The sequence below is a fragment of the Actinomadura sp. 6K520 genome, assembly GCF_004349245.1.
GTDB lineage: Bacteria > Actinomycetota > Actinomycetes > Streptosporangiales > Streptosporangiaceae > Spirillospora.
Genome location: NZ_SMLC01000088.1, coordinates 1 through 17580, shown reverse-complemented (window position 1 = coordinate 17580; position 17580 = coordinate 1). Strand labels below are relative to the sequence as shown.

The following is a 17580-nucleotide window of genomic DNA, read 5'->3' as shown; positions in this document are numbered from 1 at the left end:
ATACCAAGCCACCCCCGCCCGCCCGCGTGCAAGGGGCGACGTCGCCGCAGTCAGCGTTAGGTCGCGGGGCCGGGAGTCGGCCCTGCCGAGTGGGGCGCGTCGTCCAGGTAGGCGAGGACGGCCCGGACGCGGCGGTGGCCGGAGTCGTCCGGTGCCAGGCCGAGCTTGGCGAAGATGTTGCCGATGTGCTTGTGGACGGCGTTGCCGGAGATGCGCATCCGCTCGGCGATGGTGGCGTTGTCGTGCCCCTGCGCCATGAGGGCGAGCGACTCCCGTTCGCGGGGCGTGAGGGCTTCCAGCGGGGAGCCGCCGCGGTGCGTGAGGAGTTGGGCGACCACTTCGGGGTCCATGGCGGTGCCGCCGGACGCGACGCGGTGCAGGGCGTCGACGAACTCGGTCACCCGGCCGATGCGGTCCTTGAGGAGGTAGCCGATGCCGCCGCGGCCGTCGGAGAGGAGCTCGCCGGCATACTCGCGCTCGACGTACTGCGACAGCACCAGTATCGGCAGGGCTCCGTGCTCGCGGCGGGCTTGCAGCGCGGCGTGGATTCCCTCGTCGCGAAACGACGGCGGCAAGCGCACGTCCACGATGGCGATGTCGGGGCCGTGCTCGGCGACCGCGTCGAGGAACGCCTCACCGTCGCCGACGACCGCCACGACCTGGCAGCCCTTCTTCTCCAGCAGCAGCTCCAGGCCGCTGGACAGCAGGACGTTGTCCTCGGCGATCACGACCCGCACCGAACCTCCTGAACGTTCACTTCGCGCACGGCATCCGGACGGCGAGCGTGGTGGGGCCGCCCGGCGGGCTGTCGAGGCGGACGGTGCCGTCCAGGGCGGCGACCCGCCGGCGTATCCCGGTGATCCCGGTGCCGCGCCCCTCGTCGGCGCCGCCCCTGCCGTCGTCGGTGACCTCGACGGACAGCACGTCGTCGGCGCGCTCGACCCGGAGGGACGCCCGCGTCGCGGCGGCGTGCTTGGACACGTTCGTCAGCGCCTCGGCGATCACGTAGTAGGCCACGGCCTCCGCGGCCGCCGGGAGCGTGCCCACGTCGGCGAACTCGATGTGGACCGGCACGCTCGACCGGGCGGCCAGCGCCGTCAGCGCCCCGCCGAGCCCGCGGTCGGCGAGGATCGGCGGGTAGATCGTCTGCAGCACCGTGCGGAGCTCGGCCATCGCCTCCTCCGCCGTCTCATGCGCCTGCTGGATCAGCGTCGCCACAGTGTCCGGGTCGTCGGCGAGCGACTCCCGGGCGATGCCGAGCTGCATGGCGATGGACACCAGGCGCGCCTGCGTCCCGTCGTGCAGATCGCGTTCGATCCGCTGGAGCTCGGCGCCGTGGGCGTCGACCACGCCCACCCGGCTCTTGGTCAGCACGTCGACCCGCTCGGTGAGCCGCCGCTCGTGGGCCGACTGCGCGAGCACGGCCAGGCACGTGCGCGCATGGACTCGCGCCAGCACCGGGAGCACCCACCAGGCCACCGCACCGAGAACGGCGATCTGCACAGATCCCCCGACCAGCGCGGTCGCCCAATCGTCCACTCGGACGTCGAAAACCGAGAACAGAGTGGGACGCGCCTCGGCGGGAAACGCCCACCACAACGACAACGCCACCGCGGCGACCAGGATGTTGCCCAGGCACATCAGGGCGGCCAGCCCGAGCGGGAACCCGACGGCGACGTGCACGAGCGCCCAGGCGAGATCCCGCCACCCGCGCGCCCGGCCGTTGGCCGGAACACCGAGCAGCCCGCCGGCCCGCCGCCGGCGCTCGTCATCGACGCGCTCGGCCGCAAGTGCCCCATCCCGATCATCATGCTGGCCGAGCGGATCCGCGAGGTCCCGGTCGGCCAGATCATCGCCGTCCTCGCCGACGACGCCGCGGCCCGGACCGACGTCCCCGCATGGTGCCGCATGAAGTCCCAGGAGTTCGTGTGGGAGGAGACGCTCCAGCAGGGCGGCTGGGGATTCCACATCCGCCGCATGTACTGAGCGCGTGCGCTGACCGGAGAGCGGGGCGAGGGCCGGCCCGCTCCGCAGACGATGAAGGGCCGCGCCGGGGGCGCGGCCCTTTCACGTGGCGGTCGGGGAGCGGCTACGGGGCGGGGCAGGTCAGGTGGGGAGCGATCTCGTCGGCCGCGTCGGCCCCGTAGGTGGCGGCGAAGCGGTCGAGGAAGCCCTGGCGGGACAGGGTGTACTCCTGCGGGCCGGCGGATTCGAGGGCGTGCGCGGCGATGGCGCAGCCGACCTGGGCGGCGCGTTCCAGCGGCAGGTGCCAGGCCGTCGCCGTCAGGAAGCCCGCGCGGAAGGCGTCGCCGACGCCGGTCGGGTCGACGACGTTCTCGACGGGGAGGCACGGGACGTGCACGCCCTCCTCGCCCTCGCGGTCGATGACGACGCCCTTGGCGCCGAGGGTGGTGACGCGGACGCCGACGCGGCCGAGGATCTCCTCGCCGCTCCAGCCGGTCTTCTCCTCGGCGAGCGCCCGCTCGTAGTCGTTGCTGAACAGGTAGGCGGCCCCGTCGATGAGGCGGCGGACCTCGGTCCCCTCCATCCGGGCGAGCTGCTGGGACGGGTCGGCGGCGAACGGGATGCCGCGGGTGCGGCACTCGTCGGTGTGCCGGAGCATCGCCTCGGGGTCGTTCGGGCTGACGACGACGAGGTCGAGGCCGCCGACGCGGTCGGCGACCGGCTTGATCTCGATGGAGCGGGCCTCGCTCATCGCGCCGGCGTAGAACGTGGCGATCTGGTTCTGCTCCTGGTCGGTGGTGCACAGGAACCGGGCGGTGTGCTGGATCTCGGACACGTGCACGGACGCGGTGTCGACGGCGTGCCGTTCGAGCCAGGAGCGGTAGTCGGCGAAGTCGTCGCCGACGGAGCCGACGAGGATCGAGTCCTTGCCGAGGCTTCCCATGCCGAAGCAGATGTTGGCGGCGATCCCGCCGCGGCGTATCTCCAGCTCGTCCACCAGGAAGGACAGCGATACCCGGGCCAGCTGGTCGGGCAGGAGCTGGTCGGTGAACCTTCCGGGGAAGGTCATCAGATGGTCGGTAGCGATGGAGCCTGTCACGGCGATGCGCACGGAGCCGCTCTCCTCGTCGTGGTCGTCCGGCTGTTCACCGGCTGTTTCGAACCCGGAAAGACTACTTCCCCATCGCACCATGGATCACTGCCGGAGTGCGGCGGGCAACCGGAAAGAGGCGGCCGGGCAAGGTCCCGGCCGCCTCTCCGCGGGCGCTTCGCCGAACGCGGCTCAGTTGAAGGAGTCGCCGCAGGCGCAGGAGCCCGAGGCGTTCGGGTTGTCGATCGTGAAGCCCTGCTTCTCGATCGAGTCGACGAAGTCGATGGTCGCGCCGGTGAGGTAGGGGGCGCTCATCCGGTCGACGCGGACCGACAGCCCGCCGAAGTCCTGGATCTGGTCGCCGTCCATCTCACGCTCGTCGAAGAAGAGCTGGTAGATCAGGCCGGAGCAGCCGCCCGGCTGCACGGCGACACGCAGCGCAAGGTCGTCGCGGCCCTCCTGCTCGAGCAGGCCCTTGGCCTTCTCGGCGGCGGCGTCCGTGAGGTTGACGCCCTGCTGCGTGGTCTCCTGCGTGGTCTCGCCTGAAACCGTCATGTGTTCAGCTCCCGGGTCTCGCTGCGCCGCGCGGGGCGGCGGAGTGTCGCTTGTCCTCGAGGACGTCGTACGCCCCTTCCCGTAGGACAACGTACCTCGCCACTAGGCCATTCCGCGTATCGGTCTCCGCTAACACCGCGGGACGGTGCGTCCTACGTCACATCACGGCCGGGCCGGGGATGTGCAATCATTAGTCGTCAAAGCGACGATAAGTCCTCCGTCGCGAAGGGAGAACGCCGTGACCACCACGACACGCGACCTTCCGCTGCTGCTGCTCGGCAGCGGCACCGATCCCGCCAGCGAACGCGGTGTCGACTGTCCCGGCGAGCTGCCGCCCGCCTCCGACCCGGCGCTCGTCGAGCGGGCCCGCGCCGCCAAGGCCGCCCTCGGCGGGCAGGTGTTCGTGCTGGGCCACCACTACCAGCGGGACGAGGTCATCCAGTTCGCGGACGTCACCGGCGACTCGTTCAAGCTGGCCCAGCAGGCGGCGGCCCGGCCCGACGCCCCCTACGTGGTGTTCTGCGGCGTCCACTTCATGGCGGAGTCCGCCGACATCCTCACCGCCGCCCACCAGCGGGTGATCCTGCCCGACCTCGGTGCGGGCTGCTCGATGGCCGACATGGCCACCTTCGACCAGGTCGAGGAATGCTGGGACGTCCTGGAGGACGCGGGCGTGGCCGACGACGTGGTCCCCGTCACCTACATGAACTCCTCGGCCGACATCAAGGCGTTCGTGGGCCGGCACGGCGGTGTCGTGTGCACCTCGTCCAACGCCAAGCGAGCTCTGGACTGGGCCTACGGGAAGGGCAAGAAGGTCCTGTTCCTGCCCGACCAGCACCTCGGCCGCAACACCGCCGTCCTGCAGATGGGCCTCTCACTGGACGACTGCGTCGTCTACAGCCCGCACCGCCGGGAGGGCGGCCTGACGCCGCAGCAGCTCAGGGACGCGAAGATGATCCTCTGGCGCGGCCACTGCTCCGTCCACGGCCGGTTCACCCTGGACTCGGTCAACGAGGTCAGGGAGCGCGTTCCCGGCGTGAACGTCCTGGTGCACCCGGAGTGCCGGCACGAGGTCGTCACCGCCGCGGACCAGATCGGGTCGACCGAGTACATCATCAAGGCGATCGAGGCGGCGGAGCCCGGCTCGTCCTGGGCCATCGGCACCGAGCTGAACCTCGTCCGGCGGCTGGCGAACGCCCACCCGGACAAGAACGTCATGTTCCTCGACAAGACCGTCTGCTACTGCTCGACGATGAACCGGATCGACCTGCCGCACCTGGTGCTGTCGCTGGAGTCGCTGGCGCGCGGCGACGTGCAGAACGTCATCCAGGTGGACGAGGAGACCGCCCACTACGCCCGCGTAGCCCTCGACCAGATGCTCTCCCTCCCCTAGGGCAGGCCCGGGGCGTCCCAGAGGGGGAACCAGCGGGCCGTGTCGGGTTCCACCGGCAGCATCTCTGCGAGCACCTCGCGCGCACGCATCTCGACCAGGTTGTTGCGGCCGCGTGCCCCCTGCTCGCCGGGCGGGCGGGGGGCGAACGGGTAGAACGTGCCGCGGCCGGGCGAATGGACCACGAGGAGCCGCTGCGGCTCGTCCCCCCGGCGGAAGCCGGTCACCGAGCAGAGCAGGTAGGGCCCGTAGCCGGCGGCGGTCAGCGTGGCGTTGACCATGTGCAGGTCGGCGATCAGCCGCTCGAACGCGTCCGGCGGGCGGGTGACGTGCGCCCATCCCCAGCCGTGCGGGCCCGCGCTGAGGGCCGTCTCGCGGCCCGGGTCGTCGCGCAGGAGCCGGGCGACGTCGCGCTGCACCCGGTCGAAGGCGCCGAACGGGCCGCCCTCCACGACGCGGTGGCAGACGGCGCCCGTGCCGTCCGGGGCGAAGCCCGTCGCGGCCTCCAGCGCCGGCACGGCGGGCGGCAGGTCGAACAGCCGGTCCAGGTCCGGCATGCCGGGCACGTGCCGTCCGAGCAGGCCGTCCAGGATTCCCACGTCAGCCGCCGCTCGCGAGCCGCCAGGAGATGGCCGACAGCCGCTCCCTGCGCCGCTCCAGCGGAGGATGGCTGGACAGCAGCCCGGCCGCACCGCCGCCGCGCGCCCCGACCACGCAGAGGGCGCTCACCGGGCGCAGCGCCCGCAGGTCGTCCCGGGACGCGTCCCGCAGCCCCTCGCTGATCTTGTCCAGGGCCGACACGAGGTCGGCGGGGCGCCCGGTCAGCAGCGCCCCGGTGGCGTCCGCGCACAGCTCCCTGTGCCGCGACAGTGCCAGCCCCACCAGCGTGCCGACGCCGTACAGCACCGCCGCCGCGATCCCGGGCGGCAGCAGGACGATCCCGCCCGCGAAGGCCGCCGCGCGACCGGCGCCGTGCCTGTCCCGGCCGGTGAGCAGGCCCGTCCACCAGCCGAGGAACAGCCCGGCGCACAGGGCGGGGAACGTGGCGACCGCGCCGACGAGCACGTCCCGGTTGGCGACGTGCGCGGTCTCGTGGGCGAGGACGGCTGCCAGCTCGCCCGGTTCGAGGCGCGAGCGCAGCCCGCCGGTGACGCACACCACCGCCGACCCCGGCCCCGACCCGGCGGCGAAGGCGTTGGGCGTGTCCAGCGCGGAGACGGCGAGCCGGGGTTTGGGAAGGCCGGACGACATGCACAGCCGGTCGAGGACGGCGTGCAGTTCCGGCTCCTCGTCGGAGGTGGCGAGGCGGGCGTCCATCGCGTAGAGGGCCAGCCGGTCCGCCGCACGGGCCGAGACGACCGCGAGGGCCACCGCGGCGGCCGCCGCGGCCGCGCCCCACACCGGTCCGGCGAGGAACGCGGGCAGCACGGCGGCCGCGTACACCAGCGCGACCAGGACCGCCGTGGCGAGCATCCGCCAGGTCAGGCCGGAGTCGGGAGCGTCACGGGAGGGCGCCATGGCCCGACGTTAGTCCGGGCGCGGGCGGCGCGCAGCGTCCGGTGACACACATTCCGGACACGGCGTGGTCACGGTCAGAGACCCGGCGCGCCCCAGACGGGGAACCAGCGGCCGAGGTCCTCCTCGAACGGCAGGTCGGCGCCGACCGCGCCGCGCACCTGGAGCTCCAGCGCGTTGTCCCGCTTGTCGCCGGGGAGCGGGGCGAACGGGTAGAACGTCCCGCGCTTGTAGAGGTAGACGAGGGCGAGGCGCTGCCCCTCGGGGCCGCGGAAGCCGGCCAGCGACACCAGCAGGTGCGGGCCGAAGCCGTTCGCCTCCAGCGTCGCGTTGACCGCGTGCAGATCGGTGACGAGGGCGGGCAGGTCCGCCGGATCGTGCCGGTTGAGGATCCACGTGTACCCGTAGGAGTCGGTGCTGATCTCGACCTTGGGCCCCTCGTCGGCGTCCAGCAGTTCCTGGACGTCGCGCTGCAGCCGCGCGAACGCGCCGCCCTCCGCCGCGCGGAAGCACACCGAGCCGCGCCCGGTCGGTACGAACCCGGTCGCCGCCTCCAGGGTGATCGCGGCCGTCGAGAGCCCGAACAGCCGGTCGAGGTCGGGCTTGACCGGCTTGGAGCGGCCGAGCAGCGTGTCCAGGAAACCCACCGGTTCTACACTCCCCTGCTGAGCTGGTCGGAGATCTTCGAAAGCTGGGCGAGCCGCTTGTCCAGCGGCGGGTGCGTGGCGAACAGCGACGAGACGCTGACGCCCCGGCCGAGCGCCGGGGTGAAGAAAAACGCGTTGAACGCCTGCGCGGACCGCAGGTCCCTGGTCGGGATCCGCGCGATGTCCCCGGTGACCTTCGTCAGCGCGCTGGCCAGCGCCGAGGGGCGCCCCGTCAGCAGCGCGGCGGCGCGGTCGGCCGACAGCTCGCGGTAGCGCGACAGCGCCCGGGTGAGCAGGAAGCTGATCGCGTAGGCCAGGGCGCTGGCGGCGACCACGGCGAGCAGGATCAGCCCCGTGTTCTGGTCCCTGCTGCGGCCCCCGAAGCCGCCCCACAGCCCCGCGTAGAGCCCGAACCGGGTGATCAGGCCCGCGAGGATGCCGAGGAACGAGGCGATCGTCATGACCGCGACGTCCCGGTGCGCGACGTGCGCCATCTCGTGCGCGAGGACGCCCTCCAGCTCCACCGGGTCGAGCCGGCGCAGCAGCCCGGTGGTGACGCAGACGACGGCGTTCTTCTGGTTGCGCCCGGTGGCGAACGCGTTCGGCACGTCGGAGTCGGCGATCGCGACCTTCGGCTTCGGCGCGTCCGACATCGCGCAGATCCGGTCGACGACGCCGTGCAGCTCGGGAGCCTCCCGCGGCGAGACGATGCGGCCGCGCATGGCGAACAGCGTCATCTTGTCGGAGAAGAAGTACTGGGCGAGCAGGAACAGGCCCGCCCCGACCAGCGCGACCACGGCCCACTCGGGAACGAAGACGAAGAACGCCCCCACGAAGACGACGTAGACCAGCCCCAGCAGGAACATCGTCACGAGCATCCGCGACGTCAGCCCCCTGTCGGAGGCGTAGCGCGTTCTGGCCATGCGGCCACCCCCTGTTACCCCGGATCGATATTCATTTGTACAACGCACAGAACCTGAATTTTGTGCCTGGATGTCCGCTTGGGCCGGGGAACGAGGCGCGGACCGCGCGTCAGTCGGGGATCAGGCCGTCGTCCCCCAGCATCGAGCGCACCTCGGCGATGTGCGCGTCCGCCGGGGGGAGGATCAGCTCGGAGGGCGCCAGGCTGTCCGGCGGCAGCGGCGTGCCCACCTTGCGCACGTTCTCCAGCAGTGCGTGCAGCGCGGCGCGGAAGGTCGCCTCGTCGCCCGACTCGATCGCCGACTCCAGCTGGTCGTCGAGTGAGTTGAGGGCGGGCAGGTCCTCCGCGGCCACGTCCAGCTGACCCTCGCCCATCAGGCGGACGATCACTGGGCACCCCCGGGGTTCTGCGGCCACTGCGCCTGCTGGGGGTTGTCCTGCTGGTGCTGCTGCGGCTGCGCGGTCGGCGTTCCCTGGTTCAGCTCCTTGGGCGCGGGGCCCTGGCCCAGCTCGGCCTTCAGCCGCTCCAGCTCCAGGTCGACGCCGGGGCCGGACCCCATCCGGTCCAGCTCGGCCTGGATGTCGTCCTTCGGACCGGAGAAGTCCTCCAGCGCACCGGAGGCGAGCAGCTCGTCGATGGCGCCGGCGCGCGCCTTCATCGTGTCGGTCTTCTCCTCGGCGCGCTGGATGGCCAGGCCGACGTCGCCCATCTCCTCGGAGATGCCGGAGAACGCCTCGTTGATCTTGGTCTGCGCCTCGGCGGCCGTGTAGGTCGCCTTGATCGTCTCCTTGCGGGTGCGGAAGGAGTCGACCTTGGCCTGGAGCCGCTGGGAGGCGAGCGTGAGCTTCTCCTCCTCGCCCTGCAGCTGCTGGTACTGGGTGCGCAGGTCGTTCAGCTGGCCCTCCAGCCCGGACCGGCGGGTCAGCGCCTCGCGGGCGAGGTCCTCCCGGCCGACCTGCAGGGCCTTCTTGCCCTGGTCGGTCAGCTTGCTCTGCTGCTGCTCAAGCTGGTTGATCTGCAGTTCGAGGCGCTTGCGCGAGGTGGCGACGTCGGCGACCCCCCGTCGGACCTTCTGCAGCATCTCCAGCTGGCGCTGGTAGGAGTAATCGAGGGTTTCGCGAGGATCCTCGGCCCGGTCCAGGGCCTTGTTGGCCTTGGCCTTGAAGATCATCGACATTCTTTTCATCACGCTCATCGCGCGGCGCCGGTCCCTTCGTGCTGTCGCCTCAGTCGTGAACTGGGCTCAATGACCACTGCTGGGGTTCTTATCACCCTACGCGTTAACGCGCGAGGCAGCCACGATGTTCGCAGCCCGGTAGGCTGATCCCGTGTTCAAGCGTCGTACCCCTGAGGCCCCGCCGAATCCTCCTCAGGTAGTAAAGCCGGGAGGCAAGGGGCGTCCCACGCCCAAGCGGCGGGACGCCGAGAAGCTTCGCCGGCAGCCGATCACCGCCCCCGCCAACCGCAAGGAGGCGTACAAGAAGCTGCGCGAGAAGCAGGCCGCCGAGCGCGCCAAGGTGCGCCAGGGTATGGCCAAGGGCAGCGAGGAGCACCTGCTCAAGCGGGACAAGGGCCCCGTCCGCAGGCTCGCGCGCGACTACGTCGACTCGCGCCGCACCGTCGGCTCGTACCTGATGTACGGCATGTTCGCGATCGTGCTGCTCAGCATGCTGCCGATCCCGATCGCCCGGCTGCTGGTGCTGTTCGCCCCGCCGGTGCTGCTCTTCGTGGTTTTCGCCGAGGGCATCCTGCTGAGCCGCGGCATCAAGCGGCTGGCCGCCGAGCGCTACCCCGACGAGAACGCCAAGGGCGTCGGGATGTACGCGGCGATGCGGGCCATGCAGATCCGCCGGCTGCGCATCCCGAACCCCCGGGTGAAGATCGGCGAGAAGGACAAGGTCTGACCGGCGGCCCGCGCCGTCCGCATCCGGCCGCACCGGGACGCCCCGGCTAGGGTCGGGATCATGGAGTTCCGAAACCTGGGCCGGAGCGGTCTGAAGATCAGCGAGATCGCCTACGGCAACTGGCTCACCCACGGCTCCCAGGTCGAGGAGGACGCGGCGCGCGCGTGCGTGCGCGCGGCCCTCGACGAGGGGATCACCACCTTCGACACCGCGGACGTCTACGCCGGCACGCGCGCCGAGGAGGTCCTCGGGCGCGCGCTCAGCGGGCAGCGCCGCGAGGGGCTGGAGATCTTCACCAAGGTCTACTGGCCCACCGGCCCCGGCGCGAACGACCGGGGGCTGTCGCGCAAGCACATCATGGAGTCGGCGCACGCCTCACTGCGCCGGCTCGGTACCGACTACGTGGACCTCTACCAGGCCCACCGGTTCGACTACGAGACTCCCCTGGAGGAGACGCTGCGGGCGTTCGACGACCTCGTCCGGCAGGGCAAGGTCCTCTACGTCGGCGTCTCGGAGTGGCGCGCGGAGGAGATCGAAAGCGCCCTCAAGATCGCCGACGAGATGGGGTTCGACCGGATCGTCTCCAGCCAGCCGCAGTACTCGATGCTGTGGCGGGTCATCGAGGAGGAGGTCGTCCCGCTGTGCGAGCGGGAGGGCGTCGGCCAGCTCGTCTGGTCGCCGATCGCGCAGGGCGTGCTGACCGGCAAGTACCGGCCGGGGCAGCCGCTGCCCGAGGGGTCGCGCGCCACCGACGACAAGGGCGGCGCCGACATGATCAAGCGCTACCTGGACGACGACCTGCTGACCCGCGTGCAAAACCTCAAGCCGATAGCGGACGACCTCGGGCTCTCGATGGCGCAGCTCGCCATCGCCTGGACGCTGCAGAACCCGAACGTGTCGGCGGCGCTGGTGGGCGCGAGCCGTCCCGAGCAGGTCGCCGACAACGTGAAGGCCGCCGGGGTGAAGCTGGAGGCCGACGTGATGAAGCGGATCGACGACGTCCTCGGCCCGGTCGTCATCCGGGACCCGGCCAAGACGCGCAGCCCGCGCACTCGCCCCTGACCCCTCCGCAGAAGTGACGCAAGGGCCGCGGGGCGCCCGCCCCGCGGCCCTTCAGGGGCCGGCCTGATCCCGGCCTCATTCCGGCCTCATTCCGGCCTCATTCCGGTTCGTGCAGGCTCATCTCGTAGACGAGCGTCTCGCCGTCCAGCAGGGCCACCTTGTCGACCTCGCCCGCGCGCAGCCCCCGCCAGTTCTCCCCCAGCCAGCTCTCCGCGTCCGCCTGGGTGGAGAAGGTCTCCTCCGCCATGCCGACCGAGCGCCCGTCGGCCTTCTCCAAACGCCAGCTCCACGCCATCGCTTCTCGACCTCCCTCGTCGCGGTGAGACTAGTCGGAACGCGCCCCTAGGACGCGGATTCGATGGCGCGGCGCAGGGCCTCCGGGCTCTCGATCTCGGAAGAGCCGAGCGTGCGGCCGTTCACCTGCACGGCGGGCGTGCCCTGGATCCCGGACGCTATGTAGCCCTGGCTGACCGTCTGCACGCTCCGGGCGTAGCGCTGGCTCTGGACACATGACGTGAAGTCGTCGCCGGTGAGCCCGAGTTTCGCCGCGTGCGAGATCAGCTCCTCCGTGGAGTAGCCCGGCGTGTCGAGGCTCGACGGCTGGTTCGCGTACAGGGCGTCCTGGTAGGAGAGCCAGCGCGCGCCGTCGCCCACGCAGCGCAGCGCGGCGGCGGCCCTGAGCGAGTTGTCGTGCGCGGGCTGCCGGCTCTCGTTGAAGACGAGCATCGGGCGGAACACGACCTTGGCCCTTCCCGATACCGCCAGCTCCTTGAGCATGGGGTCGTGCTTGCGGTCGAAGTCGCCGCAGTGCGGGCAGGCGAAGTCCTCGTAGACGTCGACGACCGGCGAGGTGACGCCCGGGCGGGCCATCGCCAAGGACCCGTCGGCCTGCGGCGTGGCCTCCGCTCCACCCGCGATCTTCCCGACCCGCAGCTGGATGTCGCCGCCATCGCCGCCTTCATCGTCCCCCCGCGTCACGAGGAAGACGACCGTGGCCAGGGCCAGCACCAGGACCAGCCCGCCGGCGACCAGCCCGATCACCAGGCCGACCCCGCACCCTTTGCCTCCCCCCCGAGGGCGGCGGCGGTCCGTACGGGCCGGGCGGGCCTGGCTGCCAGCCCGGGCCTCCGGGCGGCGGGCCGCCCGGAGGGCCTGGAGGGCCGGATGCCGGGCCGTAGGGCGGCTGCGCGCCCGGTCCCGGCTGACCCGGCCATGGCGCGTTCGGGGGGTTGCCCACCGGGGCCTCCTGCGGGGGACGTTCGTGATCCTTACGGTGAACGTAACCATAGAGTTCCGGACGAGATGAACATCGAGCTTCGCGGAATCGCCGGCCCGGACGGATGGCCCGCGCCGGAGTGCCGCTGCGCGTCCTGCAACCGGCTGCGCACCGCCGGCGTCCGGTACGACCCGGCCACCCCGGAGCGCATCCTCATCGGCGGGGTGCCGCTTCAGGACCGCCCGCGCGCCGATGTGCCCGGCGGCTACGAGGTCCGCGGCCCGCACGGGCAACGGGTGCTGGTCGCGGCCGGTCCCGGTGCCAGGCCCGAGCCCGCCGGCGGCGTGGAGTACGACGCCGTCCTGCTGGACCTGGCCGGGTCGCCGGAACACCTCGGTCGGCTGCGCCGCCTCGGGGCGGTGACGTCCAAGACGGAGGTGGTGGCCGTGCACGTCGACCACCGTCTGCCGTCACCAGGCGAACTGGAACGCCGCATGGCGTTCTGGAAGCAGCCCCAGGACGGTCCGCACCGGACCCTCCTGCTGGGCGGGACACGGTCGGGCAAGTCCGCCGAGGCGGAACTACGGCTGGCCGCCTGCGCGGAGGTCCGCTACGTAGCCACCGGCCCGGCCAGCGGCGATCCGGAATGGCGGGGGCGCGTCGCCGCCCACCGGCGCCGCCGCCCGGCCTGGTGGGACACGGCCGAGACGACCGACCTGGCGGGCGTCCTGGCGTCCGCGACGGGCGCGGTGCTGGTGGACGGCATCGGCACCTGGCTCGCCGCGGCGATGGACGACACGGACGCATGGGACGACCCGTCCCTCGTGCGCCCGCGCCTGGACGACCTCGTGTCGGCGTGGCGGGACACCCGGGCGCGCGTGGTGGCGGTGAGCGAGGAGGTCGGCCTGTCGCTGGTGCCGACGACGCCGTCCGGGCGGGCGTTCGGCGACACGCTCGGCCGGCTCAACCAGCGGCTCGCGGCCGAATCCGAGGAGGCGGCGCTGGTCGTGGCCGGACGCGTCACGGAGCTCCGGTGATCGCGGGCCTGCGGCTGGCGATCACGCTGCTGACCGTCGTCCCGGTGGGCGCCGGCCGGGTCGACCGGGAGACCGCGCGCCGGGCGATGCTGCTCGCCCCCGCCGTCGGCCTGATCACCGGCGGGGCCGCGGCACTCGTGCTGCTCGCGGGCGACCTGCTCGGCCTGTCCCCGCTGCCGGCGGCGGCGCTCGCGGTGGCCGCGACGGCGGCCGCGACCCGGGCCCTGCACCTGGACGGCCTCGCGGACCTCGCGGACGGGCTGGGCAGCGGGCGCCCCGCCGCCGAGGCGCTGGAGATCATGAAGCGGTCCGACATCGGCCCGTTCGGCGTCGTCACGCTGCTGCTGACGCTGCTGGTCCAGGTCGCCGCCCTGGCCTCGGCGCCCGATCCGGCCGGCGCGGTGCTGATCGCGTCCGTCGCGGGCCGCCTGGCACTTCCCTGGGCCTGCCGGACCGGCGTCCCGGCCGCGCGTCCCGGCGGGTTGGGCGCGCTCGTCGCGGGTACCGTGCCGGCCCGTGCGGCGGCGGTCGGCACGGCGGCCGTGCTGGTGGCCGCGGCGTCCGCGGGGGCGGCCTCCGGCGGTCTCGGCGGCGCTCTGCACGGGGTCGCCGCGGTGGTGGCCGGGACCGCCGCCGCGCTCCTGCTGCTGCGGCGCGCCGTGCGGCGGCTGGGAGGGGTGACGGGGGACGTCCTCGGCGCCCTGGTCGAGATCGCCACGACCGCCGCGCTGATCGCGCTCATCTCGCTTCCCTGACGGCGCCGGGGCCCGCGGCCCCGCCGGCGGCGGCCCCCGGACGGGCAGCGCTTGATCGAAAAAGACGAAACCGGTCACCGGGAGGACTAACATCGTGCTACGTGACGAGCATCAGCCTTGACAGCGAAGCCCTGGCCAGCATCGACGTCGACGCGATCGTGGTCGGCGTCTCCCCGGCGGAGGCGGGCCCCGCGCCGGCCCCCGGTTCGGAGGACCTCGACCGCGCGCTGGACGGGAGGCTCGCCGAGGCCCTGGCCGCGCTGGGCGCCACCGGCAAGGCCGGAGAGATCACCAAACTGCCCGCGCTCGGCGCCGTCACCGCCAAGGTCATCGTCGCCGCCGGACTGGGCGCGGACCCCTCCGCCGAGGACGTCCGCCGCGCCGCCGGCGCCGCGGTCCGCTCCCTCGCCGGCACCTCCAGGGTCGCCGTCGCGCTGCCCGGCACCGGCGCCGGCGGAACCGCCGAGCACGTGGCGGCCGTCGCGCTCGGCGCAATGCTCGGCGCGTACTCCTTCGACTCCTACCGCACCGGCGACGAGCACAAGAGCCCGGTCGAGGAGATCCGCCTGATCGCCGCCGCGGACGGCGCCGACGCCGCGGTGGAGCGCGCCCGGATCCTCGCCGAGTCGGTCAGGCTCGTGCGCGACCTGGTCAACACCCCGCCGTCCCACCTGTCCCCCGAGGATCTCGCCGGCGAGGCCGAGCGGGTCGCGGGCGAGACCGGGCTGTCCATCCAGGTGCTGGACGAGAAGGACCTGGTGGACGGCGGCTACGGCGGCATCGCGGGGGTCGGGCAGGGCTCGGTCAACCCGCCGCGGCTCGTCCGCCTCTCCTACACCCACCCCGAGGCGTCCAAGACCCTCGTCCTGGTCGGCAAGGGCATCACGTTCGACTCGGGCGGCCTGTCCCTCAAGCCCGCCGAGGCCATGGACTGGATGAAGTCCGACATGGGCGGCGCCGCGGCGGTGCTCGGCGCGCTGTCCGGCATCGCCAGGCTCGGCCCCGAGGTCAACGTGGTCGGCTACCTGGCCATCGCCGAGAACATGCCGAGCGGCACCGCGCAGCGCCCGTCCGACGTCCTGCGAATCTACGGCGGCAAGACCGTCGAGGTCCTCAACACCGACGCGGAGGGCCGGCTCGTCCTGGCCGACGCCCTCGTCCGCGCCGGCGAGGACTCCCCCGACCTGATCGTGGACGTGGCCACGCTGACCGGCGCGCAGCTCGTCGCGCTCGGCACCCGGACCACCGGGGTCATGGCCAACGACGACGATGTCCGTGAGAAGGTGGTGGCGGCGGCCGAGCGCGCCGGGGAGTCGTCGTGGGGCATGCCCCTTCCGGCAGAGCTGCGCAAGGGCCTCGACTCGGCGGTCGCCGACATCGCCAACATCAGCGGCGAGCGGTGGGGCGGCATGCTGGTCGCCGGGACCTTCCTGAAGGAGTTCGTGCCGGACGGCGTCAAGTGGGCCCACCTCGACATCGCCGGACCGGCCTTCAACAAGGGCGAGCCCTACGGCTACACCCCGAAGGGCGGCACGGGGGCCGCCGCGCGGACGCTCGTCCAGATCGCCGAGGACGTCGCCGCCGGAATTCTGTAGGCCGCCGGAATTCTGCAGCGGGTCCGCCCGCTGTCAGAGGGTGGAGAACAGACTAGATTTCTCGTGGCGGCGGGGGCCCGGTACCGGTGCGCCCCGCCCCGCCCAGGGCACCTCGATCCACGGGGCGCCACAACCGGGAAAGGGAGCGACCAGTGGCTGACAGCGGCCCCTTCGACATCGTCGTCCTAGGTGCCGGCAGCGGCGGTTACGCGTGCGCTCTGCGCGCCGCCGAGCTCGGCAAGTCCGTCGCACTGATCGAGCGGGACGAGTCCCTCGGCGGGACGTGCCTGAACCGCGGGTGCATCCCCACCAAGGCGCTGCTGCACGCGGCCGAGGTGGCGGACCAGGCCCGCGAAGCGGCGAAGTTCGGTGTGAAGGCCACGTTCGAGGGCATCGACATCGGCGGTGTGAACGCGTACAAGGACAAGGTCGTCTCGACCACCGTCAAGGGCCTCACCGGGCTGATCAAGACCCGGGGCATCGAGGTCGTGCACGGTTCCGGGCGGCTCACCGGCCCGACCACGGTCGAGGTCGCCGCCGGCGACGGGCAGGTCCGGACCATCGAGGGCGGGCACATCGTGCTCGGCACGGGATCGGTGCCGAAGTCGCTGCCCGGCCTGGAGATCGACGGTGAGCGGATCATCGCCAGCGACCACGCGCTGCGGCTCGACCGCGTCCCGGGCTCGGTCGTCATCCTCGGCGGCGGCGTCATCGGCGTCGAGTTCGCCAGCGTCTGGCGCTCGTTCGGCGCCGAGGTGACCATCGTCGAGGCGCTGCCCCGCCTGCTGCCGCTGGAGGAGGAGTCCAGCTCCAGGCGGCTGGAGCGCGCGTTCCGCAAGCGCGGCATCAAGTTCGAGGTCGGCAGCCGGTTCGAGAGCGTCAAGACCACGCAGGGCGGGGTCTCCGTCACCCTCGAAGGCGGCAAGAACTTCGACGCCGAGCTGCTGCTGGTCGCCGTGGGGCGCGCCCCGGTCTCCGAGGGCATCGGCCTGGCCGAGGCCGGTGTCGAGACCGAGCGCGGGTTCGTGAAGGTGGACGAGTACTGCCGGACGAACGTCCCCACCATCTCGGCGGTCGGCGACCTCGTCCCGACGCCGCAGCTCGCCCACGTCGGCTTCGCCGAGGGCATCCTCGTCGCCGAGCGGCTCGGCGGGCTCGGCCCGGCGCCGATCGACTACGACGGCGTCCCGCGCATCACCTACTCCGAGCCGGAGGTCGCCTCGGTCGGCATCACCTCCGCCGTGGCCAGGGAGCGCGGGCACGACATCAAGGAGGTCACCTACGACCTCGCGGGCAACCCCAAGAGCAAGATCCTGGGCGCGCAGGGCGAGGTCAAGGTGATCGCGGCCGTGGACGGTCCCGTCCTCGGCATCCACATGGTCGGCCCGCGCGTCGGCGAGCTCATCGCCGAGGGCCAGCTCATCTACAACTGGGAGGCTCTGCCGGGCGAGGTCGCCCAGCTGATCCACCCCCACCCGACCCAGTCCGAGGCGGTCGGCGAGGCGCACCTCGCCCTCGCCGGCAAACCACTGCACGTGCACGGCTGAACGCCGCACAAGTATTTCGAAGGAGTCGCTGAGACATGCCGGTCTCCGTCACCATGCCCCAGCTCGGCGAGAGCGTCACCGAGGGCACCGTCACCCGCTGGCTCAAGAAGGAGGGCGAGCGCGTCGAGACCGACGAGCCGCTCCTGGAGGTGTCGACCGACAAAGTCGACACCGAGATCCCCTCGCCCGCCTCGGGCGTTCTGACCAGCATCACCGTCGCCGAGGACGAGACCGTCGAGGTCGGCGCCGAGCTCGCGGTCATCGGGGACGAGGGCGACGCGCCGGCCGGCGGCGATGCCCCGGCCGCGCAGGCCCAGGAGGCCCCCGCGCAGGAGGAGGCCCCGGCGCAGGAGGCCCCCGCCCCCGAGCCCCAGCAGGAG

At 72.5% G+C, this 17580-nt stretch carries 21 protein-coding genes; 9 read left to right on the top strand and 12 right to left on the bottom strand.

The window, feature by feature from the left end:
- Positions 1-56: 56 nt before the first annotated feature.
- A complete protein-coding gene (locus tag E1289_RS22355) occupies positions 57-737 on the bottom strand; it encodes a response regulator transcription factor (protein WP_131983227.1) in 681 nt (226 codons plus the stop codon).
- A 16-nt stretch (positions 738-753) separates the two neighbouring features.
- Positions 754-1683, bottom strand: coding sequence for a histidine kinase (locus E1289_RS22350; protein WP_243713069.1), 930 nt, complete (start codon positions 1681-1683; stop codon positions 754-756).
- Here E1289_RS22350 and E1289_RS22345 point away from each other — a divergent pair.
- A complete protein-coding gene (locus tag E1289_RS22345) occupies positions 1678-1986 on the top strand; it encodes a sulfurtransferase TusA family protein (RefSeq protein WP_207929086.1) in 309 nt (102 codons plus the stop codon). The genes E1289_RS22350 and E1289_RS22345 overlap by 6 nt on opposite strands.
- Positions 1987-2089: 103 nt before the next feature.
- On the opposite strand, the gene E1289_RS22340 is transcribed toward E1289_RS22345, so the two are convergent.
- Both E1289_RS22340 and E1289_RS22335 read right to left on the bottom strand, forming a co-directional pair.
- A complete protein-coding gene (locus E1289_RS22340) occupies positions 2090-3076 on the bottom strand; it encodes a carbohydrate kinase family protein (RefSeq protein WP_131983225.1) in 987 nt (328 codons plus the stop codon).
- Between the two features lie 171 nt (positions 3077-3247).
- Positions 3248-3610, bottom strand: a complete 363-nt coding sequence (locus E1289_RS22335) for an iron-sulfur cluster assembly accessory protein (RefSeq protein WP_131983223.1) — start codon at positions 3608-3610, stop codon at positions 3248-3250.
- A 238-nt stretch (positions 3611-3848) separates the two neighbouring features.
- Here E1289_RS22335 and nadA point away from each other — a divergent pair, with 238 nt between their 5' ends.
- Positions 3849-5003 (top strand): quinolinate synthase NadA, encoded by a 1155-nt coding sequence (nadA, locus tag E1289_RS22330; RefSeq protein ID WP_131983219.1) that lies wholly within the window; start codon positions 3849-3851, stop codon positions 5001-5003.
- Here the strand turns inward: nadA and E1289_RS22325 are convergent.
- The 6 genes from E1289_RS22325 to E1289_RS22300 all read right to left on the bottom strand — a co-directional run bounded on the left by E1289_RS22325 (position 5000) and on the right by E1289_RS22300 (position 9279).
- Positions 5000-5599 carry a hypothetical protein gene (locus tag E1289_RS22325; protein WP_131983217.1) on the bottom strand — a complete coding sequence of 200 codons (600 nt, stop codon included), beginning with the start codon at positions 5597-5599 and terminating at the stop codon, positions 5000-5002. The genes nadA and E1289_RS22325 overlap by 4 nt on opposite strands.
- A gap of 1 nt (position 5600) precedes the next feature.
- Entirely contained in the window at positions 5601-6518 is a 918-nt protein-coding gene (locus E1289_RS22320) for a M48 family metalloprotease (protein ID WP_131983215.1), read from the bottom strand.
- Positions 6519-6592: 74 nt separating this feature from the next.
- Positions 6593-7162 (bottom strand): hypothetical protein, encoded by a 570-nt coding sequence (locus E1289_RS22315; RefSeq protein WP_131983213.1) that lies wholly within the window; start codon positions 7160-7162, stop codon positions 6593-6595.
- Between the two features lie 5 nt (positions 7163-7167).
- Positions 7168-8085: a zinc metalloprotease HtpX gene (htpX, locus tag E1289_RS22310; RefSeq protein WP_131983211.1), complete on the bottom strand. Its 918-nt coding sequence runs from the start codon at positions 8083-8085 to the stop codon at positions 7168-7170.
- 109 nt (positions 8086-8194) lie between these two features.
- Positions 8195-8473, bottom strand: a complete 279-nt coding sequence (locus tag E1289_RS22305; protein ID WP_131983209.1) for a hypothetical protein — start codon at positions 8471-8473, stop codon at positions 8195-8197.
- Positions 8470-9279, bottom strand: a complete 810-nt coding sequence (locus tag E1289_RS22300) for a PspA/IM30 family protein (protein ID WP_165970577.1) — start codon at positions 9277-9279, stop codon at positions 8470-8472. Before E1289_RS22300 ends, E1289_RS22305 begins: the two co-directional genes overlap by 4 nt.
- Positions 9280-9412: 133 nt before the next feature.
- On the opposite strand from E1289_RS22300, the gene E1289_RS22295 reads away from it, so the two are divergent.
- Positions 9413-9988 (top strand): DUF3043 domain-containing protein, encoded by a 576-nt coding sequence (locus E1289_RS22295; RefSeq protein WP_131983207.1) that lies wholly within the window; start codon positions 9413-9415, stop codon positions 9986-9988.
- A gap of 60 nt (positions 9989-10048) precedes the next feature.
- Positions 10049-11050 carry an aldo/keto reductase family protein gene (locus E1289_RS22290; RefSeq protein ID WP_131983205.1) on the top strand — a complete coding sequence of 334 codons (1002 nt, stop codon included), beginning with the start codon at positions 10049-10051 and terminating at the stop codon, positions 11048-11050.
- 97 nt (positions 11051-11147) lie between these two features.
- Here E1289_RS22290 and E1289_RS22285 read toward each other — a convergent pair whose 3' ends face one another.
- Both E1289_RS22285 and E1289_RS22280 read right to left on the bottom strand, forming a co-directional pair.
- Positions 11148-11345: a hypothetical protein gene (locus E1289_RS22285; protein WP_131983203.1), complete on the bottom strand. Its 198-nt coding sequence runs from the start codon at positions 11343-11345 to the stop codon at positions 11148-11150.
- A 47-nt stretch (positions 11346-11392) separates the two neighbouring features.
- Positions 11393-12091 carry a thioredoxin domain-containing protein gene (locus tag E1289_RS22280; protein ID WP_131983201.1) on the bottom strand — a complete coding sequence of 233 codons (699 nt, stop codon included), beginning with the start codon at positions 12089-12091 and terminating at the stop codon, positions 11393-11395.
- A gap of 261 nt (positions 12092-12352) precedes the next feature.
- On the opposite strand from E1289_RS22280, the gene E1289_RS39735 reads away from it, so the two are divergent.
- The 5 genes from E1289_RS39735 to E1289_RS22255 all read left to right on the top strand — a co-directional run.
- Positions 12353-13303: a bifunctional adenosylcobinamide kinase/adenosylcobinamide-phosphate guanylyltransferase gene (locus E1289_RS39735; protein ID WP_243713067.1), complete on the top strand. Its 951-nt coding sequence runs from the start codon at positions 12353-12355 to the stop codon at positions 13301-13303.
- Positions 13300-14058: an adenosylcobinamide-GDP ribazoletransferase gene (locus E1289_RS22270; protein ID WP_243713066.1), complete on the top strand. Its 759-nt coding sequence runs from the start codon at positions 13300-13302 to the stop codon at positions 14056-14058. Before E1289_RS39735 ends, E1289_RS22270 begins: the two co-directional genes overlap by 4 nt.
- Positions 14059-14159: 101 nt before the next feature.
- Positions 14160-15653, top strand: a complete 1494-nt coding sequence (locus E1289_RS22265; protein WP_131983195.1) for a leucyl aminopeptidase — start codon at positions 14160-14162, stop codon at positions 15651-15653.
- Between the two features lie 152 nt (positions 15654-15805).
- Positions 15806-17200: a dihydrolipoyl dehydrogenase gene (gene lpdA, locus E1289_RS22260; RefSeq protein ID WP_131983193.1), complete on the top strand. Its 1395-nt coding sequence runs from the start codon at positions 15806-15808 to the stop codon at positions 17198-17200.
- 35 nt (positions 17201-17235) lie between these two features.
- Positions 17236-17580: biotin/lipoyl-containing protein (locus tag E1289_RS22255; protein ID WP_347813589.1), on the top strand; the 345-nt coding region annotated here is incomplete at its 3' end.

What these genes read in the sequence shown, in the direction of transcription:
- E1289_RS22335 (WP_131983223.1), bottom strand. Translation starts at nt 3,610, where the DNA reads ATGACGGTTTCAGGCGAGACCACGCAGGAGACCACGCAGCAGGGCGTC.
- E1289_RS22320 (WP_131983215.1), bottom strand. Translation starts at nt 6,518, where the DNA reads ATGGCGCCCTCCCGTGACGCTCCCGACTCCGGCCTGACCTGGCGGATG.
- htpX (WP_131983211.1), bottom strand. Translation starts at nt 8,085, where the DNA reads ATGGCCAGAACGCGCTACGCCTCCGACAGGGGGCTGACGTCGCGGATG.
- E1289_RS22300 (WP_165970577.1), bottom strand. Translation starts at nt 9,279, where the DNA reads ATGAGCGTGATGAAAAGAATGTCGATGATCTTCAAGGCCAAGGCCAAC.
- E1289_RS22290 (WP_131983205.1), top strand. Translation starts at nt 10,049, where the DNA reads ATGGAGTTCCGAAACCTGGGCCGGAGCGGTCTGAAGATCAGCGAGATC.
- E1289_RS22285 (WP_131983203.1), bottom strand. Translation starts at nt 11,345, where the DNA reads ATGGCGTGGAGCTGGCGTTTGGAGAAGGCCGACGGGCGCTCGGTCGGC.
- E1289_RS39735 (WP_243713067.1), top strand. Translation starts at nt 12,353, where the DNA reads ATGAACATCGAGCTTCGCGGAATCGCCGGCCCGGACGGATGGCCCGCG.